Genomic DNA, 24,667 nt, shown 5'->3' on the forward strand with positions numbered 1-24,667 from the left:
GCGGTATGAGCGATCCCCTGCACGAGGCGGGCCGGGCCGCGGCGGCCCTCGAACCGGTGTCCCGCGCGGCGGGCCCGTACCTGCGCGGTCTCGCGGAGCGGCCCGTACACGACCGGTCCCGCGACGCTCTGATCGACGAGCTGGACGGCCCGCTGCCGGCCGAGGGAGAGGGCGCGACGGCCGCGGTCGAGCGCCTGCTGCGCGTCGGCACGGAGGCGGCGACGCACTCGTCCGGGCCCCGGTTCTTCCATTTCGTGGTGGGCGGCTCCACCCCGGCGGCCATGGCCGGGGACTGGACGGCCTCGCTGCTCGACCAGGCCGCCGGGCTGTGGCTGACCTCGCCGCTGGCCGCGCGCGTGGAGACGATCGTGCTGCGCTGGCTCAAGGAGCTGTTCGGGCTGCCCGCCTCGTACGGGGGCGTCCTCACTCCCAGCGCCACGCTCGCGCACGTGACGGGCCTGGCCTGCGCCCGGCACTGGTGGGCGGACCGGCACGGCGTGGACGTCGCCTCACAGGGACTCGCCGGGCTCCCCCGGATGCCCGTGCTCACCAGCGGGCTCGTCCACGTCAGCACCCGCAAGGCCCTGCAGATCCTCGGCTGTGGCCGCGACACGCTGCGGACGTTCGAGCGCGACGACCGGGGCCGCGTCGACCTGCCCGCCGTGGAGGCCGCGCTCGTCGCCCTGGAAGGGCGGCCCGCGGTCATCGTGGCCAACCTGGGCGAGGTCAACACCGGCGACTCGGACCCGATCGCCGACCTCGCGGACCTGGCCGAACGGTACGGGGCGTGGCTGCACGTCGACGGCGCGTTCGGCCTGTTCGCCGCCTTGTCCCCCCGTACGGCGCACCTGGCGCGCGGCGTCGAACGGGCCGATTCGGTCACCGCCGATGGGCACAAGTGGCTGAACGTCCCGTACGAGAGCGGTTTCTCCTTCGTACGAGACCCGGCCATGCTGAGCCGCACGTTCGGGTCATGGGGCGCCGCCTTCCTCCCGGACGCGGGCGCAGGGCAGGTCAACTACAACTCGATGGGCCCGGAGTCGTCGCGGCGGGCCCGCGCGTTCCCGATCTGGGCGACGCTGCGCGCGTACGGGCGCGACGGCCACCGCGAGATGGTCGAACGGCACCTGGATGTCGCGGCCCATCTGGGCGAGCTCGTCGAGCAGGCCCCGGACCTGGAACTGCTGGCCCCCGTACAGCTGTGCATCACGTGCTTCCGCTACCGCCCGCCCGGCGTACCCGAGGAGCTGCTGGACGACCTGAACGCGCGCCTGGGCGCGGCGCTGCTGGCCGACGGGCGCGTGTACGCGGGCACCTCCACCTACCGGGGCATGACCGTGTTCCGTCCTGCGGCGCTCAACTGGCGCACGACGGACGCGGACGTGGAGGCGCTGGTGGAGGTGCTCCGCGAGCTGGGAGACCGGCTCGCGGGCCCGTAGGCCGTCACACGGCTCGGACGGCCCCACGCCCGCAGCTCACGACCGGCTCCCGGACATCCGTCCCTTGGACATACAGCCCCTGGACGGCCTGCCCTTGGACAGCCTGCCCTTGGACAGCCTGCCCTTGGACATACAGAGCGCAGTGCGCGGGGGCCAGGGGGCTGGAGACCGGGCCGGCCGCCGCCGCTCCGAACACGCCCGCGACGGCCGCCGCCAGGACGGCCGGAACGATGATCCGCGCCAGGACGAACATGCCCACCACCGTGAAGTCACTCTGGGGATCCGATTGACTTCACAATGTAGCCGAAGGCTTCAGCGGGCTCCCGGCCAGGGGCCCGGCGGCGAGTGCTCGACGGCCGCGGTCTCGACCTTGGTGTCGTACACCCGGAACCCGCGCGCCTGGTAGTTGGCCAGCGCGGCGGGACCGTCGTTGGAGCAGGTGTGCAGCCAGACGCGGCTGGTCGGCTGCCGGCCCGGCCAGCGGTCGGCCAGATCCCAGGCGCGCTCGGCGGCCACCGACAGCAGGCGGCCGCCGAGGCCGCGGCCGTGGAATCCCGGCAGCAGGCCGAAGTGGACGATCTCGACCTCGCCGTCGGCCTGCGGGTCCAGCTCGGCGTAGCCCGCCGGCGTCCCGCGGACGTAGGCGACCCACATCTCGACGCCGGGGCGGTCGAGCCAGTTGCGCCACTGGTCGTACGTCCAGCCCAGGCGGTCGAGCCAGTACCAGTCGCCCCCGACCGCCGTGTAGAGGAAGCGGCCCAGCTCGGGCCCGGCCTCCTCCGCCCGGACGATCTCCACGGCCGGGTCGGCCGGGCGGGGCTCGCGCGGGCACAGCTCGGCCCGGTCGCGCTGTTCCAGATACCAGGTGGTCACATCGACATGTCTGATCGGCACGCGGTCCCTCACACAGCGAAGCCGCCGCGCCCCCGGCGCCCGGAAAAGGGCGCGCGGGGACGCGGCGGGGTGATCGGATCGAGCCTGGCCGGTCCCGTCCGCCCCAGTCGGCGGACGGCGACGGCGAGGACGGACGGGCCGGCTCGCTCAGTGGTCGTGCTGAGCGGTCAGGCTCGGGTCGTCAGGCTATAGGACGCGCCGTCGGCGGGATCGGGTAGGGCAGCGCCGTGTCCCCGGCCAGGAACTTGTCGACGCCGTGCGCGGCCGCGCGGCCCTCGGCGATCGCCCAGACGATCAGCGACTGGCCGCGGCCCATGTCGCCGGCCGCGAAGACGCCCTCGACCGAGGTGGCGTAGTCGCCGTCGCGGACGACGTTGCCGCGCTGGTCCAGCTCGACGCCGAGCTGGTCCAGCAGCCCTTCCCGCTGCGGGCCGAGGAAGCCCATCGCCAGGGTGACCAGCTCGGCCGGGATCTCCCGCTCCGAGCCCTCGATCGCCTTGAACCCGGTCTCGGGCCCGCCGACCTCCACCAGCCGCAGCGCCCGGACGTTGCCGTCCGCGTCGCCGGCGAACTCGGTGGTCGACACCGCGTACACCCGGTCGCCGCCCAGGTCGGCGAGCTCCTCGTGGGCGCTCTCCATCTTGAACAGCATCGGGTACGTGGGCCACGGCTGGGAGTCCGGCCGCGCCTGCGGCGGCATCGGCATGATCTCCAGCTGGGTGACCGACGCGGCCCCCTGCCGGATCGCGGTACCGACGCAGTCGGCGCCGGTGTCACCGCCGCCGATCACCACCACGTGCCTGCCCTCGGCGGAGATCGGCGACCGCTCGAAGTCGCCCTCCTGGACCCGGTTGGCCGGGGGCAGGTACTCCATCGCCTGGTAGATGCCCTTGAGCTCGCGCCCGGGCACCGGCAGGTCGCGCCACACGGTGGCGCCCCCGGCCAGCACGACGGCGTCGTACTTCTCCCGCAGCTCGCCGCCGGTCAGGTCGGCGCCGACGTTGACCGAGGTCTTGAAGTCGGTGCCCTCGGCGCGCATCTGCCCGATCCGCCGGTCGATGTGCCGCTTCTCCATCTTGAACTCGGGGATGCCGTACCGCAGCAGGCCGCCGATCCGGTCGGCCCGCTCGTACACCCGCACGTCGTGCCCGGCGCGGGTCAGCTGCTGCGCGGCGGCCAGCCCGGCGGGGCCGGAGCCGACGACCGCGACCCGCTTGCCGGTACGGACCGACGGCGGCTTCGGGCCGACCCAGCCCTCGTCCCAGGCGCGGTCGATGATCTCGACCTCGACCCGCTTGATCGCCACCGGGTCCTGGTTGATGCCCAGCACGCACGCGCTCTCGCACGGCGCCGGGCACAGCCGGCCGGTGAACTCCGGGAAGTTGTTGGTGGCGTGCAGGCGCTCGATCGCCTCCTGCCAGTCCTTGCGGTAGACCAGGTCGTTCCACTCGGGGATGAGGTTGCCGAGCGGGCAGCCCTGGTGGCAGAACGGGATGCCGCAGTCCATGCAGCGGCTCGCCTGCTTCTCCAGCCTGTCCTCGCCGAAGCTCTCGTACACCTCCGTCCAGCTCTTGATCCGCACGTCGACCGGGCGGCGCTTCGGGAGCTCTCGCTGTACGGTCAGGAAACCCTTCGGGTCCGCCATCTCTCGGAGTCCCCCTCTCAGCTCTGCGCGGCGGCCATGACGGCCTCGTCGACGTCCCGGCCCTCGGCCTCGGCCTTGGCCATGGCCTCCAGGACGCGGCGGTAGTCCCGCGGCATGATCTTGGTGAAGCGCGTGGCCGCGCTCTCCCAGTCGGCCAGCAGCTTGCCGGCGACCGTGGAACCGGTCTCGGCCAGGTGCCGTTCCACCAGGGTACGGACGTACTCGGCGTCCTCCCCGGTGATCGGTTCCAGGTCGACCATCCCGGGATTGACCCGTTCGGCGACCAGGTCGAGCACGTAGGCGATGCCGCCGGACATGCCGGCCGCCAGGTTGCGGCCGGTCCGGCCGAGGATCACCGCGCGGCCCCCGGTCATGTACTCGCAGGCGTGGTCGCCGACGCCCTCGACGACGGCGGTGGCCCCGGAGTTGCGGACGCAGAACCGCTCCCCCACGACGCCGCGCGCGAACAGCTCGCCCGAGGTGGCGCCGTACAGGATGACGTTGCCGCCGATGATCTGCTCCTCGGCAGCGAACACCGCGTCCGGCTGCGGCCGCACCGTGATGCGCCCGCCCGACAGACCCTTGCCCACGTAGTCGTTGGCGTCGCCGGTCAGCCGCAGCGTGATCCCGCGCGGCACGAACGCGCCGAACGAGTTGCCCGCCGAGCCGGTGAAGGTGACGTCGATGGTGTCGTCGGGCAGCCCCTCGCCACCCCACTTCTTGGTCACCTCGTGGCCCAGCATCGTGCCGACCGTGCGGTTGACGTTGCGGATCGGCAGGTCCAGGGTGACCTTGTCGCCGAACGCGATGGCGCCCTCGGCCAGCTGCATCAGCGTGTTGTCGAGCGCCTTCTCCAGTCCGTGGTCCTGGACGGTGGTGCGCCGCAGGGACGCGCCCTCGCGCAGCTCCGGCCGGTGCAGGATCGGGCTCAGGTCCAGGCCCTCGGCCTTCCAGTGGTCGACCGCGCGGCGGGTGTCGATCATCTCGACATGCCCGATCGCCTCGTCCAGCGTCCGGAACCCCAGCGCGGCCAGGTACTCGCGGACCTCCTCGGCGATGAACTCGAAGAAGTTGACCACGTGCTCGGCCTTGCCGTTGAACCGCTGCCGCAGCACCGGGTTCTGGGTGGCCACGCCCACCGGGCAGGTGTCCAGATGGCAGACCCGCATCATCACGCAGCCCGCCACGACGAGGGGCGCGGTCGCGAAACCGTACTCCTCGGCGCCCAGCAGCGCCGCGATGATCACGTCGCGGCCGGTCTTCATCTGCCCGTCGGTCTGCACGACGATCCGGTCGCGCAGCCCGTTCAGCAGCAGCGTCTGCTGGGTCTCGGCCAGGCCGAGCTCCCAGGGCGCGCCGGCGTGCTTGAGCGAGGTGAGCGGCGAGGCGCCGGTGCCGCCGTCATGCCCGGAGATCAGCACCACGTCGGCGTGCGCCTTGGACACGCCCGCCGCGACCGTACCGACCCCGACCTCGGCGACCAGCTTGACGTGCACGCGCGCCGCCGGGTTGGAGTTCTTCAGGTCGTGGATCAGCTGCGCCAGGTCCTCGATCGAGTAGATGTCGTGGTGCGGCGGCGGCGAGATCAGGCCCACCCCGGGCGTGGAGTGCCGGGTCTTGGCGATCCACGGGTAGACCTTGTGGCCGGGCAGCTGCCCGCCCTCGCCGGGCTTGGCGCCCTGCGCCATCTTGATCTGGATGTCGTCGGCGTTGGACAGGTACTCGGAGGTGACCCCGAACCGGCCGGAGGCCACCTGCTTGATCGCGCTGCGCCGCAGGTCGCCGTTGGCGTCGGCGGTGAACCGGCGCGGGTCCTCGCCGCCCTCGCCGGTGTTGGACTTGCCGCCCAGCCGGTTCATCGCGATCGCGAGCGTCTCGTGCGCCTCGGCCGAGATGGAGCCGTACGACATCGCGCCGGTGGAGAACCGCTTGACGATCTCCGTGGCCGCCTCGACTTCGGCGAGGGGCACCGCCGGGCGGTCGCCCTCCTTCAGGCCGAACAGCCCGCGCAGCGTCATCAGCGCCTCGGCCTGCGAGTCCACCGAGGAGGTGTACTCCTTGAAGATCTCGTACTTGCGGGTCCGGGTGGCGTGCTGGAGCTTGAACACCGTCTCGGGGTTGAACAGGTGCTTCTCACCCTCGCGCCGCCACTGGTACTCGCCGCCGATCTCCAGCGTGCGGTGCGCGGCGTCGTTCCCGCCCGCCGGGTAGGCGCGGCGGTGCCGCTCGGCGACCTCGCGGGCCAGCACCCCGAAGCCGACGCCGCCCAGCCGGGACGTGGTCCCGGTGAAGCAGCGGTCGATGACGTCGGCGCCCAGGCCGATCGCCTCGAAGATCTGCGCGCCGGTGTAGGAGGCGACGGTGGAGACGCCCATCTTGGACATCACCTTCAGCACGCCCTTGCCGTACGCCTTGATCAGGTTGCGTACCCCGGTGGCCGCGTCCAGGCCCTCGATGGCGCCGGTGGCGATCAGGTCCTCGATGGTCTCCACGGCCAGGTACGGGTTGATCGCGGACGCGCCGTACCCGATGAGCAGCGCCATGTGGTGGCACTCGCGGGCCTCGGCCGTCTCGATCACCAGGCCGACCTGGGTGCGGGTCTTCTCCCTGATCAGGTGGTGGTGCACCGCGCCGGTGAGCAGCAGCGACGGGATCGCCGCGCGGGACGGGTCCGAGCCGCGGTCCGACAGCACGATGATCCGGGCGCCGGCCGCGATCGCGTCCGACACCTCGGCGCAGATCTCCTCGAGCCGGTGCTCCAGCGACTCGCCGCCGCCGGTGACGTCGTACAGGCCGTGCACGACATGGGCCCGCAGGTGCGGCAGGTCGCCCTCGTCGTCGATATGGATGATCTTGGACAGCTCGTCGTTGTCCAGGATCGGGGTCGGCAGCACCAGCCGCCGGCAGGATTCGGGGCCCGGCTCCAGCAGGTTGCCCTCGGGACCGAGGGTGGACTGCAGGGAGGTGACCAGCTCCTCGCGGATCGCGTCCAGCGGCGGGTTCGTGACCTGCGCGAACAGCTGCTTGAAGTAGTCGAACAGCAGCCGCGGCCGCTCCGACAGCACCGCGATCGGGGTGTCGGTGCCCATCGACCCGATCGGCTCCGCGCCGGTCCTGGCCATCGGGGTCATGATGATCCGCTGCTCTTCGAGCGTGTACCCGAACGTCTGCTGCCGCTTGACCAGCGTCTCGTGCGTCGGGATCTCGCGGTCGCGGTGCGGCAGCTCCTCGAACCGGACCAGGCCCTCGTGCAGCCACTCCCCGTACGGGTGCGCGGCGGCCAGCTCGGCCTTGACCTCGTCGTCCTCGACGATCCGGCCGGCCTCGGTGTCGACCAGGAAGATCTTCCCGGGCTGCAGCCGGCCCTTGCGGACCACCTTGTCGGACGGGATGTCCAGTACGCCGGCCTCGCTGGCCAGCACGACGAAGCCGTCGTCGGTCACCCAGTACCGGCCGGGCCGCAGCCCGTTGCGGTCCAGCACGGCGCCGACGACCGTACCGTCGGTGAACGTGACGCTCGCGGGGCCGTCCCAGGCCTCCATCAGCGTCGAGTGGAACTCGTAGAAGGCCCGGCGGGCCGGGTCCATCTCGGTGTGGTTCTCCCACGCCTCGGGGATCATCATCAGCACCGCGTGCGGCAGCGACCGGCCGCCCAGGTGCAGCAGCTCCAGGCACTCGTCGAACGAGGCGGTGTCGCTGGCCTCGATGTCGATCACCGGGTAGATCCGGGACAGGTCGCCGGGCAGCAGGTCCGTCTTCAGCAGCGCCTCGCGGGCGCGCATCCAGTTCCGGTTGCCCTTGACCGTGTTGATCTCACCGTTGTGCGCGATGAACCGGTACGGGTGCGCCAGCTCCCAGGCCGGGAACGTGTTGGTCGAGAACCGCGAGTGCACCAGCGCGATCGCGCTGGTGAAGCGGCGGTCCGACAGGTCGGGGAAGAACGGCTCCAGCTGGGGGGTGGTGAGCATCCCCTTGTAGACCATGGTGCGGCTGGACAGGCTCGGGAAGTAGACCCGGACGTCCTGCTCGGCGCGCTCGCGCATGCAGAACACGGCCCGGTCGAGCTCGAGCCCGCTCTTGCCCGCGTGCGGGCCGCCGTCGGCGGGGGCGATGAACAGCTGCGCGAAGTGCGGCATGGCCTTGCGCGCCGCCGGACCCGTGAAGTCGGGGTCGTACGGCAGCTCGCGCCAGCCGAGGACCGCCAGGCCCTCTTCCTCGCACAGCTTGGCGATGTGGTCGACGGCGGCGGACCGCTCGTCGCCGTCCGCCGGCAGGAAACCGATGCCCGCCGCGTACCCGCCGGCCTCGGGCAGGGGGAAACCGCAGACCTCGCGGAAGAACGCGTCCGGGATCTGGACGAGGATGCCGACCCCGTCGCCGTCGTCCGGCTCGGCGCCCACGGCACCGCGGTGGTCCAGGTTCCTCAGGACGGTCAGGGCGTTCTGAACGATGTCGTGGCTCTTACGTCCGTGCAGGTCGGCGACCATGCCGACACCGCACGCGTCATGCTCGTTGGCCCGGTCGTACAGCCCCTGGTTAGGGGGCGTTCCGGGTCCGAGGGCAGCAGCAGCCATCAACCCTCCCGTCGTCGTCATGTCACTGCTTCGATGTCAGTGCAGTCCGGGACGACGTTGGCCCTGCTGCGGTGTGAAGACATTACCTCACTGCCGGGATCATGCCCGAGACGACCGGATCGCGAAACTTCCTCGCGTCGATCACTTCCACGGGGATCCCTGACTGGTTCAGACCAGGATAGCGGCCGGTTTTTTGCGCAAATCGTGCTGACCTCGGTGACCATCCGTGATCATCCTCACGGCACCGCTGAGGTTTGAACGGTCAGGACGCCCGCGCGGCCCGGCCGAGCGGCCCCGGAGCCTTCCCGCCCTCGATCAGCAGGGACAGCAGCGCCTCGTCTTGGACATCGCCCTTGCCGTCCAGCCGCTGGGCCCAGGCCACCACCGCGTAATGCCCCACGGCCAGCCCGCGCGCCATCGAGAACCCCTGCCCGAACCGGTCCAGCGGCTCCCCCGCCGGCAGCGGCCGTACGAACCCGCCCCCGGACTCGAGCCTGCCCACCAGCCGGTCGGCGTTCTCCTTGCCCGCCAGGTTGAACACCGCGACGGTCAGCGCGTGATCCCCATCGGCGTAAACGCCCCGTACGGCCTGCGTGCAGGACCCCCGCCGCAGCTCGTCCCCCACGCCCGAGCCCCAGACCGCCGCGGCGCAGTCACCGTCGAGCCGCTTGCCCTTCAGGGAGAGTTCCGCGCCGGCGTCCGGTACCGCCAGCTTCTCGTCGGGGAACGCCTCCCCCGCCGTCAGCGGCGCCGGATCGGCCGACCGCTGCTCGATCTTCGCGTACGCGCCGGTCGACGCGGAGCTGGAGTACGACGACGGCGACAGCCCGCTCTCGGCCACCGGCCCCATGGCCGCTCCGGCCGCCTTGCCCGCCGGCGGCTTCTCGCCACCGCCCATGACGAGTACGGCCAGCAGCACCACGACGATGACCAGCCCCAGTCCCCCGGCGAGGAAGAAGTAGATCCGCGCCGATCGTCCCTGCTTCCGCTGGTACGTTCCATCCCGCCGCCCCGCCGAACGGCCGCGCGCCGCCCCCCGGCCAGAGCCGCCGTCCTGCATGTCGGCCGGGCCCTGCGGACCCGGACCACCGTCGCGCTTGGCCGGGGCACGACCACGCCGGCCCCGTCCACCGTCCCCCCGCGCCGTACGCCGGGAGCCGCCATCGGACGGGCCCGCAGCACGAGCCGGGGGCATGCCCTCCGGGCTCTGCCCGCGTCGCGCGCCACCCCTGCCACGGCCGTTCGAGCCGCCATCCGGCAGATCCGCAGCGCGAGGCGGAGGCATTCCCTCAGAGCGCCGCATGCGCCGTCCGTCGCTCCTGCCAGGGCGTTCCGAGCCACTGTCCGGCGGGCCAGGGGCACGGGCCGGCGGGGCCGCGCCCTCCTGGCCCCGCCCGCGTCGCATGCCACCCCTGCCACGGCCGTTCGAGCCGCTGTCCGACGGGTCCGTGATGCGGGGCGGAGGCATGCCCTCCGGGCCTGGGCCGCGCCGTCCGTCGCCCCTGCCGGAGCGGTTCCGGGTGCGATCGGGCGCGGCCGCGGCGCGGGGCGGGGGGATCATGCCGTCCGGATCCGGGCCGCGTCTGCGGTCTCCCTGGGCCGGCCGCCTCTGGGCGGGCTCGTCGGCCGGGCGCGCTTCGGGAGAGCGCGCTTCGGGAGAGCGCGGGCGGGGCACTCGTCCGCGGGGGCCCGGCTCCTGCTCGGCGGGGCGCCTGCGGGGTGCCGGGCGGCCCGGCTGGGGGCGCGGCCTGCGGGCAGGGCGGCCCCGGTCGTCCTGTGGGCCGCGTCGGCGGGGTTCGTTCCGGTCCACGATGGCGCGGCTAACGGCCGCTCGTCGGGGCGGGGGTCAACGCTGCGCTCCGTCGGCCAGCTCCGCGCGGCCCCAGACGAAGTCGGCGGGCTTCTCGACGGCCAGGCTCACGTCGATCATCTCGTTGAGCGAGCCGGGCTGGACACCGCCGGCGCGCTGGACCCAGGTGATGATCACGTAGTGGCCGTACGCCTGGGCGTACGCGGCGCTGAAGCCCTTGGCGAACGCGGGGCTGCCGGGCGCGGTGAGCGGCAGCACGAAGCCGGCGCCGGTCCGCGGGTCCAGGGTGCGCACGATCTGCTCGGCGCCCTGCTGGTTCGCCATGTTGATCGCGCTGAACTGGCCGACGTACTTCTTGTCCTGGCTGACGTAGGCGCCGCGCACGATCTGCGAGCACTGGTACTTCGCCAGCTCGGCCTGCAGGCGCGTGCCCCAGGCGGCGGTCTTGCAGTCGTTCGAGACCTGGGACGCGGCGAGGGCCAGGGAGTACTTCTGGAACGAGACGTTCTTGACGTCCGCCGGGAACGCCTCGCCCTGCGTGATCGGCCGCTGGTCGGCGCTGCGCTGCGCGAGCTTGGCCATGTCCTTGTCGGCCATCTGGGGCGTGTACGCGACCGGCGAGATTCTGGCGCCGTTACCCGGCGCGGAGGCCGCCTTCTCCTCGTCGCCCAGGACGAAGAACGCGACGGCGCCGGCCACGGCCACGACCGCCACCACGATCGCCGCGATGATCAGCGGCAGCCGCGACCTGGGTGCCTTGGCGCGGTGGCCGGAATCGTCCGCCGGCCAGAAGTCCGGACCGCCGTCCTTGGGGGATGGGTCTGTGCCACGAGCCTCGATCACAGTCCGGGAGCTTAGCGTTCCGGATGGTCTTCGCGCGCCCAAAAGGCCCATTCGCCCCGATTGAACCGGCGTCACAGCCCGTTGGCGCCGATCAGCGCGCCGACCCCGTAGGTGATCGCCGCGGCGGCCGCGCCGAAGCCCAGCTGGCGCAGCCCGCTGAACCACCATTTCCTGGCGGTCACCCGCGCCACCAACGCGCCGGCGAGGAACAGCCCGAGCGCGGCGATCACCGCGGCCGGCCACAGCGAGCCGGCCCCGAACAGGTAGGGCAGCACCGGCAGCACGGCTCCGGCCGCGAACGACAGGAACGAGGAACCCGCCGCCAGCAGTGGCGAGGGCAGCTCGCCGGGCGCGACGCCGAGCTCCTCCCTGGCGTGCACCTCCAGCGCGTCCTCAGGGTCGCGCGACATCTGCCGCGCGACCTCGGCGGCCAGATCGGGCTCGACCCCGCGGCCCTCGAAGACCTCGGTCAGCTCCCGCAGCTCGGCTCCGGGATGGCGGGCCAGCTCGAGCCGTTCCACCTCGATCTCGGCCTCGGCCAGCTCGGACTGCGAGGCGACCGAGATGTACTCCCCGGCGGCCATCGAGAACGCGCCCGCCGCCAGGCCGGCCAGACCGGCCAGCAGCACGACCTCCTGCGGTGCCCGGCCACCCGCCACACCGGCGATCAGCGCGAAGTTGGAGACCAGCCCGTCCATCGCGCCGAACACCGCGGGCCGCAGCCAGCCGCCGGTGACGTCACGGTGCTGGTGGTGGTTCTCCGCCGTCACAGCGGCCCCCTCGCCCGGCTACTTGCGGTCCTTGACGGGCTCTCCCTTGTCCGCCTCGGCGGCCCCGCCGGTGTCACTGTCACTGCCGGTGTCACTACCAGTGTCACCGCCGGTGTCATTGTCGCCGGTCGCGGGATCGGCGTCGGCCTCGGGGTCCGTGGCCGGCTCCTGGTCCTGGTCCGCCTCGTCCTTCGGCTCCGGCTTCTCCTCGGGCTCCGCGCTCTCGTCCCCGGACTTCTCGTCCCCGGACGTTTCGCTCGCCTCGGGCTTCTCGGCCTCCGCGGGGTTCTCGGCCTCTGCGGACTTCTCGGCCTCGGGCTTCTCGGCCTCTGCGGGCTTCTCGCCCTGGGACTCGTCGCCGGTGGAGCCCTTGTCGCCCGGCTCCTCGGCGGCGGCTTCCGGGTCCTTCTCCGGGGCCTCGGTCGCGGGCTCGGCTTCGGCCGTGGGTGCCGACTCCTCGCCGGCCTCCTGCGGTACGGGGTCTCCGCCGGGCTCGGCGGGGGGCGGGGTGCCGACGCTTTCGGGGCCGGTCTTCGTACGGGCCCAGTAGATGTAGCCGACGGCACCGATGAAGACGATCAGGGACGTCCAGGCGTTGAGGCGCATGCCGAGGATCTGATGGGCGTCGTCGATGCGCAGCAGTTCGATCCAGAACCGGCCGGCGGTGTAGCCCGCGATGTAGAGCGCGAACGCGCGGCCGTGGGTGAGCTTCCAGCGGCGGTCGGCCCAGATGACCAGGATCGCCACGCCGATGCACCACAGCGACTCGTACAGGAACGTGGGGTGGTACGTGGCGATGTCGGCGAACTGGGGGTCGGGGGTGCCGTCCTCGAGCCGCGGCCGGTGCGCCTGGTCGATCTCCAGGCCCCAGAACGCGTCCAGCGGGCGCCCGTACAGTTCCTGGTTCCAGTAGTTGCCCCAGCGGCCGATGCCCTGGGCGAGCGCGATGCCCGGGGCGACCGCGTCGCCGAGCGCGGCCACCGAGATGCCCCGCCGGCGGCAGCCGATCAGGGCGCCGACACCGCCCAGCAGGACCGCGCCCCAGATACCGAGGCCGCCCTCCCAGATCTTCAGCGCGTCCACCGGGTCACGGCCGGCGCCGAAGTAGCGCTGGTAGTCGGTGATCACGTGGTAGAGCCGGCCGCCGACCAGCCCGAACGGGACGGCCCAGACGGCGATGTCGATGATCACACCGGGGGTACCGCCCTTGGCGGCCCAGCGCCGTTCGCCCAGCCAGACCGCGACGACGATGCCGATGATGATCATCAGGGCATAGGCGCGGATCGGGACGAAACCCAGGTGCCAGACGCCCTGGGATGGACTGGGAATGAAGGCCACCGGCTGCATGGGCGATGACGTTACCGCCTTTGGCGGGGCCCGTGGTCCGCGCGGCCAAGATCAGCGCTAGCCGCGGGCGGCGGTGTGGATCGCGCGCTCCAGCCGCGCCGGCTCGAGCAGGTGGGTCCGCAGGTCGAGCCGCGTTCCGTTCAGGAAGGCCGTGGGGACCTCGCGGACGCCGCGGGCCTCGACCGCGTCCCGGGTCAGCCGGTCGAGCCGGGCGTTCTGCAGGCCGCCGGACACGCAGTCCGCGAACGCCGCGTCCCTGATGCCGGCGTACCGGGCGAGGGCGATCAGGTCGGCCTCGGTGAAGGCGCCGGTGCCCTCCATCGGCCCGCGGGTGAAGAGGGCGTCGTGGTACGCGAGCCAGTGGCCCGCGGGGGCGCAGAGGGAGGCGTTGGCGGCGCGGCGGCTCTGCGAGTCCGCGGGCTCGCCCTGCGGCAGCACGATCGGGCGGTAGACGACGCGGACGCGGTTCTGGGACGCCAGCCGCTTGATCGTGGCCGCGGCGGTGTCCTGGAGTTCCGCGCAGGAGGGGCAACGGTAGTCGGTGAAGATCTCCAGCACGGGCGACCGCACGTCGCCCGCGACCGCGACCGCGCCGTCCTCGGTCCGCCACACGGTCGAGACGGGCGCGTCGTACGAGCCCACCGTGACGGCCGCGCCGGTATCGGAGGGCCCGCGCAGCGCGGTGAAGCCGGCCAGGGTGACGCTGAACACGGCGACGGCGCCGAGGACCGCGAGGAGGCGGTGCCCCGCCTCCCCGGCCGGATGCCGGCGCTCCCACCGCGACGTGCTCATCGCCCTCCCGTTGCGTGCCCGCACGAACGAGGCTAACGAAACCGGTGGGGCACGGGAGAAAGGCGGCGGTGAAGACTCCGTCAAGTCGAGCGCCGCGAACCCGTTGCCGGGGTTCGCGGCGCTCGCGGTGGCCGCGGCGTTCCGCGGCCCGATGGCCCTACTTCTTGTTCTTGGCGGCCTCGGTGACGGCCTTGCGTAGCGAGTCGGGGTCGCCGATCTCGTTCTCCAGCTTGCGGCCGTCCAGGAAGACGCTCGGGGTACCGGTGACCTTCCGGGTCTCCAGCGCGTACTTGGTCATCTGCTCGACCTGCGGCTTCTTCTGCTGGTCGGTGACGCACTTCTCGAAGCCGGGGTCGGTCACCCCGACGTCCTTGCCCCAGGCGACCAGGTCCTTGGGCGCGAAGCCCTCCGAGCCCTCGGCCGGCTGGAACTTGAACAGCGCGTCGTGGTACGACAACCACTTGTCGGCCGGGACGCACAGGGCGGCGGCCGCCGAGCGCATCGAGTTGCCCTTGATCGGGTCGCGCTGCTCGCCGAACAGGTGGAACGGCCGGTAGACGACCTTGACCTTGCCCTCGGCCGCCAGCTCCTTGATCGTCTTGCCGGTGGCTTCCTCGAACTGCTTGCAGGCCGGGCACTGGAAGTCCTCGAAGACCTCCAGCAGCGGTGCGGTGACGCCCGCCTTGGCCATCTCGATCGACCCGTCGGCCGCCCGGGACACCGGCGCCTGGGGACCGGTGTAGGCGGTGGCCTGCTGGTCCCGCTTGCCGCGCTGGTCCAGGACGATCACGGTGACCACCACGACCAGTGCCACCGCGACCACCGCGCCGACGACGATGCCCAGCAGCCGCCGTTGCTTCGCGCGCGCCTCCTGGCGCTTGCGCTCGGCGGCGAGCCGCTCCCTGGCGGATCGCTCTCGTGCGGCCTTGCTCATGTGGAACTCCTATGGGGACGCCGCGCGGACGGATCGACCTCTCTAGTCGACATCGCCGATCCGCCGGAACTCATCGAACAGGACAAGGACGAACAGCAGGATAGTGATGACATGCACCCCGGTGCACCACAGGCAGATCTTGTGCAGGATGGCCAGCTCCGCCGTGACCAGGTAGACCACGAACAGCAGACCCACGCACACGCTCACCAGCCGGCCCCAGCGGAACACCGGGTGCTCCGAGCGCAGCACGGGCGGCGTGATCAGGGCCGCGAAGCCCACGAAGAACGCCAGTCCGAGCAGGGGCAGTGGAATGCCCAGCAGCTCGGAGTACTTGCTGGTGGTGACCGAGTGGCAGTCCACCGTCCCGGTGCTGGAGCAGACCAGCGCGCCCTCCTGGTAGTGCGCCACCGTCAGGTACACGGAGACGCCCAGACCGGCCAGCGTGAGCACCCACGCCGTGATGAGGAACCATCGCGGGCGGGCGGGCGGCGCGGGGGTCGTCTCGTCCCGCGCCTCGGCGTGCTGCACCATCGCTGATCCTTCCGTGCGCGCACATCACCGGGAAGCCGTCCAGGGGTGCCGGTGCGGAGGCACCGCCCCCGGCGGGCCCCACCCTAAGGGACGCCGTATAAGTTCCGCGTTCGGAACACGGCGGTCCCGCCATCCCGCCGGGCGGCACGTACCGATCACCGGGCCGCCGGGCGGGCGGAACGGTCAGCCGGCCGGGTGCCGGACCCCGGTGGCCAGCTCGGTCGTCAGGACGCGCAGGTCCTTCAGGCCGGTGGGCAGGTCGGGGGCGTCCAGCAGGCGGCGGACGAACGCCGAGCCGACGATGACGCCGTCGGCGAAGGCCGCGACCTCGGCGGCCTGGGCCCCGTTGCTCACGCCCAGCCCGAGCCCCACCGGGACGGTGGCCCCGTGGCGTTCCATGACCGTACGGGTGCGTTCGACCAGGCGGGGCGCACCGGTGTCGACCGCGCCGCGCGCACCGGTCACGCCCATCAGCGAGGCGGCGTAGACGAATCCCTTGCAGGCACGGGTGATCGTGTCGATCCGCTCGTCGGTGGAGCTGAGCGCGACCAGGAAGACCCGGTCGAGGTCGTGCGCGTCGGAGGCCTCCAGCCAGGGGCCGGCCTCCTCGGGGGTGAGGTCGGGCGTGATCAGGCCCGCGCCGCCGGCCGACTTCAGGTCGCGGGCGAACGCGTCGACGCCGTACCGGTCGATCGGGTTCCAGTAGGTCATGACGAGGGTGGGCACGCCGGTGGCGGCCACCGCCTCGACCGTACGGAGAACGTCGGCGACGCGGATGCCGCCCAGCAGGGCCTGGTGGACGGCGTCCTGGATGACGGGGCCGTCCATCATCGGATCGGTGTAGGGCAGGCCGAGCTCGATGACGTCGCAGCCGGCGTCCACCATGACCTTGGCGGCCTCGATGGCGCCCTCGTAGCTGGGGAAGCCGGCGGGCAGGTAGCCGACGAGGGCCGAGCGCCCCTCGGCCCTGGCCTTGTCGTAGGCGCTCCTGGCGGTCACGTGGCCTCGCTCTCGGGTTCCGGCATCAGCCCGAAGAACTCGGCGGCCGTGTGCATGTCCTTGTCGCCGCGGCCGGACAGGCAGACCAGGATGAGCCCGTCCGGGCCCAGCTCCCGCCCCACCTTGAGCGCGCCGGCCAGGGCGTGCGCCGACTCGATGGCCGGGATGATGCCCTCCGTGCGGCACAGCAGCGCGAAGGCCTCCATGGCCTCGGCGTCGGTGATCGGCCGGTACTCGGCGCGGCCGGTGTCGTGCAGCCAGGAGTGCTCGGGGCCGACCCCGGGATAGTCGAGCCCGGCCGAGATCGAGTGCGACTCGATCGTCTGGCCGTCCTCATCCTGCAGCAGGTAGGTGCGCATGCCGTGGATCACGCCGACCCGGCCGGCCGAGATCGTGGCGGCGTGCCGGCCGGTCTCGATGCCGTCGCCGGCGGCCTCGAAGCCGCACAGCCGGACGGCCGCGTCGCCGATGAACGCGTGGAACGCGCCGATGGAGTTGGAGCCGCCGCCGACGCAGGCCACGACCGCGTCCGGCAGCCGGCCGGCCAGCTCGAGCACCTGGGCGCGGGCCTCGACGCCGATGATCCGCTGCAGCTCGCGGACGATCATCGGGAACGGGTGCGGGCCCATGGTGGAGCCGACGCAGTAGTGGGTCCGCTCGACCGTGGCGACCCAGTCGCGGAACGCCTCGTTGCAGGCGTCCTTGAGGGTCCGGCTGCCGGTCCCGACCGGGACGACCTCGGCGCCGAGCATCCGCATCCGGGCGACGTTGAGGGCCTGCCGCTCGGTGTCGACCTCGCCCATGAAGACCGTGCACTCCAGGCCGAGCAGCGCGGCCGCGGTGGCGGTGGCGACGCCGTGCTGGCCCGCCCCGGTCTCGGCGATCACGCGGGTCTTGCCCATCCGGCGGGCCAGCAGGGCCTGGCCGAGCACATTGTTGATCTTGTGCGAGCCGGTGTGGTTGAGGTCCTCGCGCTTGAGCAGGATCCGGGCGCCGCCCGCCCGCTCGCCGAAGCGCTTGGCCTCGGTCAGCAGGCTCGGCCGGCCGGCGTAGTCCTTGAGCAGTCCGTCCAACTCGGCGGTGAAGACCGGGTCGCGCCGGGCCTCCTCGAACGCGCGCTCGAGCTCGTCCAGCGCCGCCATCAGGGCCTCGGGGGCGAACCGCCCGCCGTAGAGGCCGAAATGCCCGGAGGCGTCGGGCACGGTCCGCGGTGCCCCCGTGCTCGGAGAACCCGTGCTTGAAGAACTCGTGCCTGTGGAATCCGTACCAGGGGTACCGGTGTCGGTGGTCATCAGAGATCTGTCCTGTCGTGCGGCCGGTGGGTCGATTCGTTCAGTGAGACGTCGAATCGGCCCGCCATCGTTCGCGCAGTGACATCGCTCGTCCCATGGAGGGGCCGGCCCCTTCCGATGACTCCATCCGCATGCCCGTACCCTACTCGTTCTCCGTGGTCGCCCCGGCTGGGCGCGCACGCCCGCCGGGCTCTGGCCCGCCGCTCTGTTCAGCCATTCGGCCATTCAGCCGCTCGGTCAGCCGCTCTGGCGCAGGGCCGGATGGGCGCCGGCGGCCACCAGGTCGGCGACGGCGGCGCGCGGGTCCTTGCCGATCACCAGGCTCTCGCCGACCAGGACGGCGTCGGCGCCGCTGGAGGCGTAGGCCAGCAGGTCGTGCGGGCCGCGCACGCCGGACTCGGCGATCCGCAGGATGTTCTTGGGGACCAGCGGCGCCACCCGGGCGAAGACGTCCCGGTCGACCTTGAGGGTGCGCAGGTCGCGGGCGTTGACGCCGATGACCTTGGCGCCCGCCTCGACGGCGCGGGCCACCTCCTCCTCGGTGTGCACCTCGACCAGCGGGAGCAGGCCGATCGACTCGGCCCGCTCGACCAGCGAGACCAGCGCGTCCTGCTCCAGCGCGGCGACGATCAGCAGCGCCATGTCGGCGCCGTGGGCGCGCGCCTCCCACAGCTGGTAGGAGCTGACGATGAAGTCCTTGCGCAGCACCGCGATGTCGACGTTGGCGCGCACCTCGGCGAGGTCCTCGAGGCTGCCGCCGAAGCGGCGGCGCTCGGTCAGCACGCTGATCACCTTGGCGCCGCCGGCCTCGTAGTCGCGGGCCAGCGCCGCCGGGTCGGCGATCGCGGCCAGCGCGCCCTTGGACGGGCTGCTGCGCTTCACCTCGGCGATGACCGAGACGCCGGGGCCGCGCAGGGCGCCCAGGGCGTCGCGCGGGGCCGGGGCGGCCGCCGCCTTGCGCTTGAGGTCGTCGAGCGGCACCTCACGCTGCCGGTCGGCGAGATCGGCCCTGACGCCTTCGATGATCTCGTCGAGCACGCTGCCGGTCTGCCCGCTCACGCTGTAGGCCCCCTCGGTCCGGTCGTTCCGTGGCCCGATCGTAGCCGCACCCGCCGACAGCCTCGCGACCCGCCCCTGCGGCCCGCGCCGCCGGCCCGCCCCGCGGTCGCGGGGGCGGCCCGTACCGCTAGGGCGCGAGCACCTCGGCAAATGGCAGATTTCGCGCAATCCAGTACAAACCCAGGATTCCCAGGAAGGCGTAGAGCACCAGGGGCCTGAGCAGGACGGACTTCATCGGTACGCCGCGCGCCGCGCTGACCGCCCACCGTGCCCAGAGGTAGGCGAACAGCGGCAGGAGCACCAGGACCAAGGGATTCATCGAGAACGCCTGGGCCACGTCCCCGTGCAGGAGCGAATTGGCCATGCGGAGACCGCCGCAGCCGGGGCAGTACATGTTCGTCAGGAACAGGGACGGGCAGACCGGATAGTGGCCGGGCTCGTGCGGGTTCACGAACGCGACCACGATCGCCGCCACGGACCCGCCGGCCAGCACGCTCATGGGCGCCAGCAGTGCGTGTCCACGCTTGGGGGCACGTCCGCCCGGCCGGGAAGCGGCAGGCGGGCCCTGTACGGGTGCGTCCGTCACGGTCTCAGCCTAGAACGCATCAGGCGTCCAGGACGTATCCGACGCCTCGTACGGTCCGGATGGGGCTGCCCTCGCCGAGCTTGGCCCGCAGCTGGGCGATGTGCACGTCGACCGTACGGCTGCCCGCGCCGGCTCCCGGTCCCCAGGCGGCGTCCAGGAGCTGCTCGCGGGTGAACACGCGCCCAGGGTTCCCCATGAGGAACGCCAGCAGGTCGAACTCGGTGACGGTGAGGGCGATGGGACGCTCTCCGATCACGACCGCACGGGCGCGCGGCTCCAGCGTCACGGGACCGGCCCTCAGCTCTCCCGGAAGGGCGCCCGGGCCGGCACCGCGCAGGGCCTCGCCCACGGCCCCCACGAGCACGCGGGGACTGAACGGCCGGGTCACCCAGTGCTCGCCCAGTGCGCGTTCCACCGCCGGGTCGAGCGGCCCGGCCACGGCCACGACCGGGGCGGCCCCCGCGGCCTCGGCCACGCGCCGGAACAGATCGGCGGGCAGCGCGGCGGTGGACAGGTCCAGGACGACCACATCCGGCCGCAGCCGGGCGGTCTCCGAGGGGGCACGGGCGGGATCGGGCTCGATCCTCACCTCGTACCCCTCCCGGACGAGATAGCGGCGCTGCAACTCCGCAACGGCGTCCTCGTGCTCGACCACCAGGACGAGGCCGCCACCGCCCTCGGCCGTCATGCGCGGCGTTCTTCGGCCGCCGTGGGGTCCTCGCCTCGATCGAGCGACTTCCAGAGCGCGGAGGGGTCGTCGTCCTGAGAACCGGCACCAGAGCCGGTCGCAGTACCGGCCGCCGCCGCGGCGGTCTTCGGCCGGTCGGTGCCCTTGCCCTCGGCCGACGGGCCGGTGTTCCGCTCGTAGCGTGCCGACATCCCGGGCCAGCGCGCGCCGCGCAGCAGCGTGACCAGCCCGGCGCCCACCAGCAGCACGCCTCCCGCCAGGGAGACGATCCACCAGGGAGCGACATCGACCGCGAGGTTGCCCTCCAGGCGCAGCAGGGCGCTCTTGTCGCCCGCCGCCGCCAGCACGTCCGAGCGCTGGACGGCCGCGACCGAGGCATAGCCGATGGCCACCCCGAACAGCGCCAGGAGCACCCCCACGCCCGCCCGCACACGGCCGCGGGTGGCGAACAGCGCCGCCAGCCCGGCCAGCGCGGCCCAGCCAAAAGCGCCCGAGGTGGTGCTCAGGTCGCGTCCGGTCAGGTCCTGGGCGAACGGGGTGATGGCGTCGCGGGCGCTGACGGTCGCCCACGCGCGGCCGGCGGCCAGCAGCGCGAGCCCGGCGCCGGCGGCGCACAGCAGCGCGGCCAGGCCGCGCTCACGGCTCGCGGTCACGAGCCCTCAGACCCCTTTTCGCCCGGCCCCTCCTGGGGCCGCTCGCCGATCACGGGGTCGAGCGCGTCCGCGTCCCAGCAGGTGCGGTCGCCGGTGTGGCAGGCGGCGCCGACCTGGTCGACCTTCACCAGGATCGCGTCGCCGTCGCAGTCCAGCGCGACCGACTTGACCCACTGCTGGTGGCCGGAGCTCTCGCCCTTCACCCAGTACTCCTGCCGGCTGCGCGACCAGTAGGTGCAGCGGCCGGTGGTCAGGGTGCGGTGCAGGGCCTCGTCGTTCATCCAGGCCAGCATGAGCACCTCACCGGTGTCGTACTGCTGGGCGATGGCCGGGACGAGGCCGTCCTCGGTGCGCTTGAGGCGGTCGGCGATCTTGGGGTCCAGATTGGACGCGGGTACGGACATGGCATCCATTGTGCCCGCTCCGTCTTCATGGGACTGCCGGGGACACGTGCCGCTCGCCGTGGCCTCGGACACGGCAAGGCCCGCACCCCGGAGAGGGGTACGGGCCTTGCTGCACGACTAGGGTGTAACTGGTGTTACAGGGGGACGACCTGGTCGGCCTGCGGTCCCCGGTTACCCTGCGTCACCTCGAACTGGACGCGCTGGTTCTCGTCCAGTGTGCGGTACCCGGAGGACTGAATCGCCGAGTAGTGCACGAACACGTCCGGTCCTCCGCCGTCCACGGCGATGAAACCGAAGCCCTTCTCGGCGTTGAACCACTTCACGGTGCCCTGCTGGGGCATGTCTTTCTCCTTGCGGCAAAACATGGGCCCACACCTCGCGAGCCCGGTGCGGTCACTGCGGAACGCTCTCGCCCCCCGGTACGGTCCCGGAAAAGCCAAAACGCCCGCTGCCATCAGTCCGCGGGCGTCTGGACAAACGATCGAGAACCACGACTGCAACCGACGGCACCACCGTATCACCGGTTCCCCGTAAAGCGGAGGAGCCGCAACCCACGCGATTCACCTCTCGGCGAACCCCGTCGTTACCGCCCTGTTAAAGGCCTCGACCCGACTCGGTGAGGGCCTTGACAGACTCCCGCGAACCGGTGATGCGGACCTGTGCGACTTCGGTACGGCCGAGCGCCCACAGCAGCAGTTCTCCGACCGTGCCGTGCACCCGTACACCGCCGGAGGCCGTACTGGCGTGCGCCGCCCGCCCCGTACCACTGGGGCCCCGCGACGAAACCGATCCGGAACGGGTATTACGGACAGCCCTTGAAGGGCGTTCTCCCGAGACCCGCGCGCTTCTTCCATCGGGCCGGATCAAGGTGACCTCAACCGGCACTTTTCTTAGGGCAAAGCGGGCAATTCTTATGCGCCGCCACAGAAGGTCCTCCAGGGCCGGGGTCAGTGACCTGGGGACGCTGTCGGGTTGCGCCCGGCGGACATCCTCATGATGCACAAAGAACTCGACGCCGTTGGCCCTTTCGTCCATGCCGGGAAGCGCGTACAGGGACCACTTCGGCGGCCCCTGCCGAATCCGGTCCACCAGCCTCTCGAACGGAACGTTCCGGACGGTACGGCGGCGTACACGCTCGGTGTGGAAGGCCAGCGGGCGCAGCACTATTCCCGGCAGCGTGTCCGGCCGCCGTTCCCTGACCACGAGATGGGCGGCCAGGTCGGCGGCCGTCCAGCCCTCGCACTCGGTACGCGCGTCCGGGCCGGCGGCCAGCAGGGCGTCGCACAGCAGGGCGCGCTCCTCCCGGACCGGGCTCAAGGGCTGCGGGTTCATCCGGCGATGGTAGGCCGCGCCCGGCGCTCCGGGAATAAGCGACCCCCGCGGATGGTAGGCATGTGCAGGCCCGCAACCCCGGCGTACCGGGGCAAACCCTGGGCATCGCCGAACGAGGAGGAGTGGCCGTGCCAGCTGGGGCGCCGCGCGTCGATCCGCACATACTCAGAGAAGGGCTGCGGGTCCTGGGGGTCGCGATCCGGGCCGAGCCCCGGGTGTTCGCCGTCTCGGTGATCGCCAGCGGCCTCTTCGCGGCGATGACCGTCGGGACCGCCCAGGTGCTGGGCTGGGTGACCGAGGACGTGATGCTGCCGGCGTTCCGTTCGGGGGACACGACCGCGGGCGCGCTCGCCGGCGCCGCCGCGGCGATCCTGGGCGTGGCGTTCTTCAAGGCCCTGGGCGTGGCCGGCCGCCGGTTCTACGCGGGGCTCATGCAGTACCGCATGCAGGCGCGCTACCGGCGCGCGGTCACCCGCCAGTACCTGCGCCTCCCGCTGGCCTGGCACCACCGCCACCCCACCGGGCAGCTGCTGTCGAACGCCAACGCCGACGTCGAGGCGACCTGGGCGCCGATCGCGCCGCTGCCGATGGCGGTCGGCGTGGTGTTCATGCTGCTGATCGCGGCGGTGTCCATCGTGCTGACCGATGTCACGGTGGCGATCGTCGGGTTCCTGGTGTTCCCCGCGATCGCGCTGCTCAACATCGTGTACCAGCGCAAGCTCGCCCCGGTCGCCACCCGCGCCCAGCAGCTGCGCGCCGAGGTCAGCGAGGTGGCGCACGAGAGCTTCGAGGGCGGCCTGGTGATCAAGACGCTCGGCCGCGAGCAGTCCGAGACCGACCGCTTCGCCGCCGCCACGCACGCGCTGCGCGACGCCAACATCGCGGTGGGACGGGTGCGCGGGCTGTTCGACCCGATCCTGGAGGCGCTGCCCAGCCTCGGCGTGCTGGCCGTGCTCCTGGTGGGCTCCATGCAGCTCCAGGCCGGTGCCATGACGGCGGGCGACCTGGTGAACGTGGCCTACCTGTTCACGCTGCTGGCGTGGCCGATCAGGGCGCTCGGCTGGGTCCTGGCGGAGGTACCGCGCAGCGTGGTGGGCTGGCGGCGCGTACGGAGCGTCCTGGACGCCGGGGGCTCCATGCCGTACGGCGAGGGCACTCCGGAAGGCGCCAAGGCCGCCGGCCTGGAAGTGCGCGAGGTCCGCTTCGCCTACGAGACGGTCGCGACCGAGACGGCCGAGGCCACGGTCTCCCCCGTCCTGCACGACGTGAGCTTCTCGACCGCTCCCGGCAGTACGGTCGCGATCGTGGGCCCGACCGGCTCGGGCAAGTCCACGCTCACCTCCCTGCTGGTACGGCTGGTCGACCCGGCCGACGGCTCGGTGCTGCTGGACGGCCTGGACGTACGGGACTTCAAGCGGGGCGGCATGGCCGCCACCGCCGCGCTCGTTCCGCAGCAGACGTTCCTCTTCGACGACGACGTGCGGGGCAACGTGGTCCTCGGCCTGGACGTACCGGACGAGCGCGTATGGGAGGCCCTGCGGCTGGCCCAGGCGGACGGTTTCGTGGCCGCACTGGGCGACGGCCTGGACACCAAGGTGGGCGAACGCGGCGCGACCCTCTCGGGTGGCCAGCGGCAACGCCTTGCGTTGGCACGCGCCCTGGTGCGCAGGCCGCGCCTCCTGGTGCTGGACGACGCGACGTCCAGCGTCGACCCGCAGGTCGAGGCCCGGATCCTGCAGGGCATCCGCGACAGCCAAGCGACCGGTGAGGGCGCCGCCACGGTCGTCGTGGTCGCCTACCGCAAGGCCACGATCTCCCTGGCGGACGAGGTCGTCTACATGGAGCACGGCCGCGTCCTGGATCGCGGCCCCCACAACGAGTTGCTGAAGCGTTCCGAGGGCTACCGCAACCTCGTCAACGCCTACGAGCGTGCCGAGGCCGAGAAGGACGCCCTGGAGCTGGAAGCGCTGAGCGCGGCCGACGATGAGCGGCCGGGCAGTGACGAAGAAGAGGATGCGCTGACATGACGGAGCGAAGCGAGGACATGTCAGCGGTCTTGGCCGGGGGGTGTGGGG

Annotated in this window: 22 protein-coding genes; 2 read left to right on the forward strand and 20 right to left on the reverse strand. The window is 72.3% G+C overall.

Annotated elements, in window-relative coordinates; genetic code table 11:
* Window positions 1-5 precede the first annotated feature (5 nt).
* On the forward strand, window positions 6-1,439 hold the full coding sequence (locus tag ACH34Q_RS03855) for a pyridoxal phosphate-dependent decarboxylase family protein (RefSeq protein WP_395981310.1): 1,434 nt from the start codon (window positions 6-8) through the stop codon (window positions 1,437-1,439).
* Between the two features lie 4 nt (window positions 1,440-1,443).
* On the opposite strand, the gene ACH34Q_RS03860 is transcribed toward ACH34Q_RS03855, so the two are convergent.
* The 20 genes from ACH34Q_RS03860 to ACH34Q_RS03955 form a co-directional block, all read right to left on the reverse strand.
* Window positions 1,444-1,692, reverse strand: coding sequence for a hypothetical protein (locus tag ACH34Q_RS03860; protein WP_395981311.1), 249 nt, complete (start codon window positions 1,690-1,692; stop codon window positions 1,444-1,446).
* A 59-nt stretch (window positions 1,693-1,751) separates the two neighbouring features.
* Window positions 1,752-2,333: a GNAT family N-acetyltransferase gene (locus ACH34Q_RS03865; RefSeq protein ID WP_395981312.1), complete on the reverse strand. Its 582-nt coding sequence runs from the start codon at window positions 2,331-2,333 to the stop codon at window positions 1,752-1,754.
* Between the two features lie 181 nt (window positions 2,334-2,514).
* Window positions 2,515-3,978 (reverse strand): glutamate synthase subunit beta, encoded by a 1,464-nt coding sequence (locus ACH34Q_RS03870; RefSeq protein WP_395981313.1) that lies wholly within the window; start codon window positions 3,976-3,978, stop codon window positions 2,515-2,517.
* 17 nt (window positions 3,979-3,995) lie between these two features.
* Complete coding sequence (gene gltB, locus ACH34Q_RS03875) at window positions 3,996-8,552, reverse strand: glutamate synthase large subunit (protein WP_395981314.1); 4,557 nt, start codon at window positions 8,550-8,552, stop codon at window positions 3,996-3,998.
* A gap of 262 nt (window positions 8,553-8,814) precedes the next feature.
* Window positions 8,815-9,747: a hypothetical protein gene (locus tag ACH34Q_RS03880; protein WP_395981315.1), complete on the reverse strand. Its 933-nt coding sequence runs from the start codon at window positions 9,745-9,747 to the stop codon at window positions 8,815-8,817.
* A 651-nt stretch (window positions 9,748-10,398) separates the two neighbouring features.
* A complete protein-coding gene (locus ACH34Q_RS03885) occupies window positions 10,399-11,205 on the reverse strand; it encodes a hypothetical protein (RefSeq protein WP_395981316.1) in 807 nt (268 codons plus the stop codon).
* A 71-nt stretch (window positions 11,206-11,276) separates the two neighbouring features.
* Entirely contained in the window at window positions 11,277-11,975 is a 699-nt protein-coding gene (locus ACH34Q_RS03890) for a VIT1/CCC1 transporter family protein (RefSeq protein WP_395981317.1), read from the reverse strand.
* Window positions 11,976-11,993: 18 nt separating this feature from the next.
* Window positions 11,994-13,322, reverse strand: coding sequence for a prolipoprotein diacylglyceryl transferase (gene lgt, locus ACH34Q_RS03895; protein ID WP_395981318.1), 1,329 nt, complete (start codon window positions 13,320-13,322; stop codon window positions 11,994-11,996).
* 57 nt (window positions 13,323-13,379) lie between these two features.
* Entirely contained in the window at window positions 13,380-14,114 is a 735-nt protein-coding gene (locus ACH34Q_RS03900; protein ID WP_395981319.1) for a DsbA family protein, read from the reverse strand.
* A gap of 157 nt (window positions 14,115-14,271) precedes the next feature.
* A complete protein-coding gene (locus ACH34Q_RS03905; RefSeq protein WP_395981320.1) occupies window positions 14,272-15,048 on the reverse strand; it encodes a DsbA family protein in 777 nt (258 codons plus the stop codon).
* A gap of 42 nt (window positions 15,049-15,090) precedes the next feature.
* Window positions 15,091-15,579, reverse strand: a complete 489-nt coding sequence (locus ACH34Q_RS03910; RefSeq protein WP_395981321.1) for a vitamin K epoxide reductase family protein — start codon at window positions 15,577-15,579, stop codon at window positions 15,091-15,093.
* 183 nt (window positions 15,580-15,762) lie between these two features.
* Window positions 15,763-16,578, reverse strand: coding sequence for a tryptophan synthase subunit alpha (gene trpA / locus ACH34Q_RS03915; RefSeq protein ID WP_395981322.1), 816 nt, complete (start codon window positions 16,576-16,578; stop codon window positions 15,763-15,765).
* Window positions 16,575-17,780 carry a tryptophan synthase subunit beta gene (trpB, locus tag ACH34Q_RS03920; protein WP_395981323.1) on the reverse strand — a complete coding sequence of 402 codons (1,206 nt, stop codon included), beginning with the start codon at window positions 17,778-17,780 and terminating at the stop codon, window positions 16,575-16,577. The genes trpA and trpB overlap by 4 nt, the downstream gene beginning before the upstream one ends.
* A 327-nt stretch (window positions 17,781-18,107) precedes the next feature.
* The gene (gene trpC, locus ACH34Q_RS03925) at window positions 18,108-18,929 is read right to left on the reverse strand and encodes an indole-3-glycerol phosphate synthase TrpC (RefSeq protein ID WP_395981324.1); all 822 of its coding nucleotides are present in this window, start codon (window positions 18,927-18,929) and stop codon (window positions 18,108-18,110) included.
* A 127-nt stretch (window positions 18,930-19,056) separates the two neighbouring features.
* Window positions 19,057-19,428 (reverse strand): DUF2752 domain-containing protein, encoded by a 372-nt coding sequence (locus ACH34Q_RS03930; RefSeq protein ID WP_395981325.1) that lies wholly within the window; start codon window positions 19,426-19,428, stop codon window positions 19,057-19,059.
* A gap of 106 nt (window positions 19,429-19,534) precedes the next feature.
* Window positions 19,535-20,203 carry a winged helix-turn-helix domain-containing protein gene (locus ACH34Q_RS03935; protein WP_395981326.1) on the reverse strand — a complete coding sequence of 223 codons (669 nt, stop codon included), beginning with the start codon at window positions 20,201-20,203 and terminating at the stop codon, window positions 19,535-19,537.
* Window positions 20,200-20,856, reverse strand: a complete 657-nt coding sequence (locus ACH34Q_RS03940) for a Trp biosynthesis-associated membrane protein (protein ID WP_395981327.1) — start codon at window positions 20,854-20,856, stop codon at window positions 20,200-20,202. Before ACH34Q_RS03940 ends, ACH34Q_RS03935 begins: the two co-directional genes overlap by 4 nt.
* On the reverse strand, window positions 20,853-21,260 hold the full coding sequence (gene hisI / locus ACH34Q_RS03945) for a phosphoribosyl-AMP cyclohydrolase (protein WP_395981328.1): 408 nt from the start codon (window positions 21,258-21,260) through the stop codon (window positions 20,853-20,855). Before hisI ends, ACH34Q_RS03940 begins: the two co-directional genes overlap by 4 nt.
* 134 nt (window positions 21,261-21,394) lie before the next feature.
* Complete coding sequence (locus ACH34Q_RS03950; protein WP_018657218.1) at window positions 21,395-21,601, reverse strand: cold-shock protein; 207 nt, start codon at window positions 21,599-21,601, stop codon at window positions 21,395-21,397.
* A gap of 253 nt (window positions 21,602-21,854) precedes the next feature.
* Entirely contained in the window at window positions 21,855-22,592 is a 738-nt protein-coding gene (locus ACH34Q_RS03955) for a TIGR03085 family metal-binding protein (RefSeq protein WP_395981329.1), read from the reverse strand.
* A gap of 128 nt (window positions 22,593-22,720) precedes the next feature.
* Between ACH34Q_RS03955 and ACH34Q_RS03960 the strand changes: the two genes are divergently transcribed.
* The gene (locus tag ACH34Q_RS03960) at window positions 22,721-24,619 is read left to right on the forward strand and encodes an ABC transporter ATP-binding protein (RefSeq protein WP_395981330.1); all 1,899 of its coding nucleotides are present in this window, start codon (window positions 22,721-22,723) and stop codon (window positions 24,617-24,619) included.
* The last annotated feature ends 48 nt before the right edge of the window (window positions 24,620-24,667 follow it).

This window comes from Actinomadura sp. 9N407 (assembly GCF_044326315.1).
GTDB lineage: Bacteria > Actinomycetota > Actinomycetes > Streptosporangiales > Streptosporangiaceae > Spirillospora.

What these genes read in the sequence shown, in the direction of transcription:
- ACH34Q_RS03905 (WP_395981320.1), bottom strand. Translation starts at nt 15,048, where the DNA reads ATGAGCAAGGCCGCACGAGAGCGATCCGCCAGGGAGCGGCTCGCCGCC.
- ACH34Q_RS03870 (WP_395981313.1), bottom strand. Translation starts at nt 3,978, where the DNA reads ATGGCGGACCCGAAGGGTTTCCTGACCGTACAGCGAGAGCTCCCGAAG.
- ACH34Q_RS03955 (WP_395981329.1), bottom strand. Translation starts at nt 22,592, where the DNA reads ATGAACCCGCAGCCCTTGAGCCCGGTCCGGGAGGAGCGCGCCCTGCTG.
- ACH34Q_RS03930 (WP_395981325.1), bottom strand. Translation starts at nt 19,428, where the DNA reads ATGAGCGTGCTGGCCGGCGGGTCCGTGGCGGCGATCGTGGTCGCGTTC.
- ACH34Q_RS03860 (WP_395981311.1), bottom strand. Translation starts at nt 1,692, where the DNA reads ATGTTCGTCCTGGCGCGGATCATCGTTCCGGCCGTCCTGGCGGCGGCC.
- ACH34Q_RS03950 (WP_018657218.1), bottom strand. Translation starts at nt 21,601, where the DNA reads ATGCCCCAGCAGGGCACCGTGAAGTGGTTCAACGCCGAGAAGGGCTTC.
- ACH34Q_RS03880 (WP_395981315.1), bottom strand. Translation starts at nt 9,747, where the DNA reads ATGCCCCCGGCTCGTGCTGCGGGCCCGTCCGATGGCGGCTCCCGGCGT.
- gltB (WP_395981314.1), bottom strand. Translation starts at nt 8,552, where the DNA reads ATGGCTGCTGCTGCCCTCGGACCCGGAACGCCCCCTAACCAGGGGCTG.
- ACH34Q_RS03900 (WP_395981319.1), bottom strand. Translation starts at nt 14,114, where the DNA reads ATGAGCACGTCGCGGTGGGAGCGCCGGCATCCGGCCGGGGAGGCGGGG.
- hisI (WP_395981328.1), bottom strand. Translation starts at nt 21,260, where the DNA reads ATGTCCGTACCCGCGTCCAATCTGGACCCCAAGATCGCCGACCGCCTC.
- ACH34Q_RS03910 (WP_395981321.1), bottom strand. Translation starts at nt 15,579, where the DNA reads ATGGTGCAGCACGCCGAGGCGCGGGACGAGACGACCCCCGCGCCGCCC.
- lgt (WP_395981318.1), bottom strand. Translation starts at nt 13,322, where the DNA reads ATGCAGCCGGTGGCCTTCATTCCCAGTCCATCCCAGGGCGTCTGGCAC.
- ACH34Q_RS03935 (WP_395981326.1), bottom strand. Translation starts at nt 20,203, where the DNA reads ATGACGGCCGAGGGCGGTGGCGGCCTCGTCCTGGTGGTCGAGCACGAG.
- ACH34Q_RS03855 (WP_395981310.1), top strand. Translation starts at nt 6, where the DNA reads ATGAGCGATCCCCTGCACGAGGCGGGCCGGGCCGCGGCGGCCCTCGAA.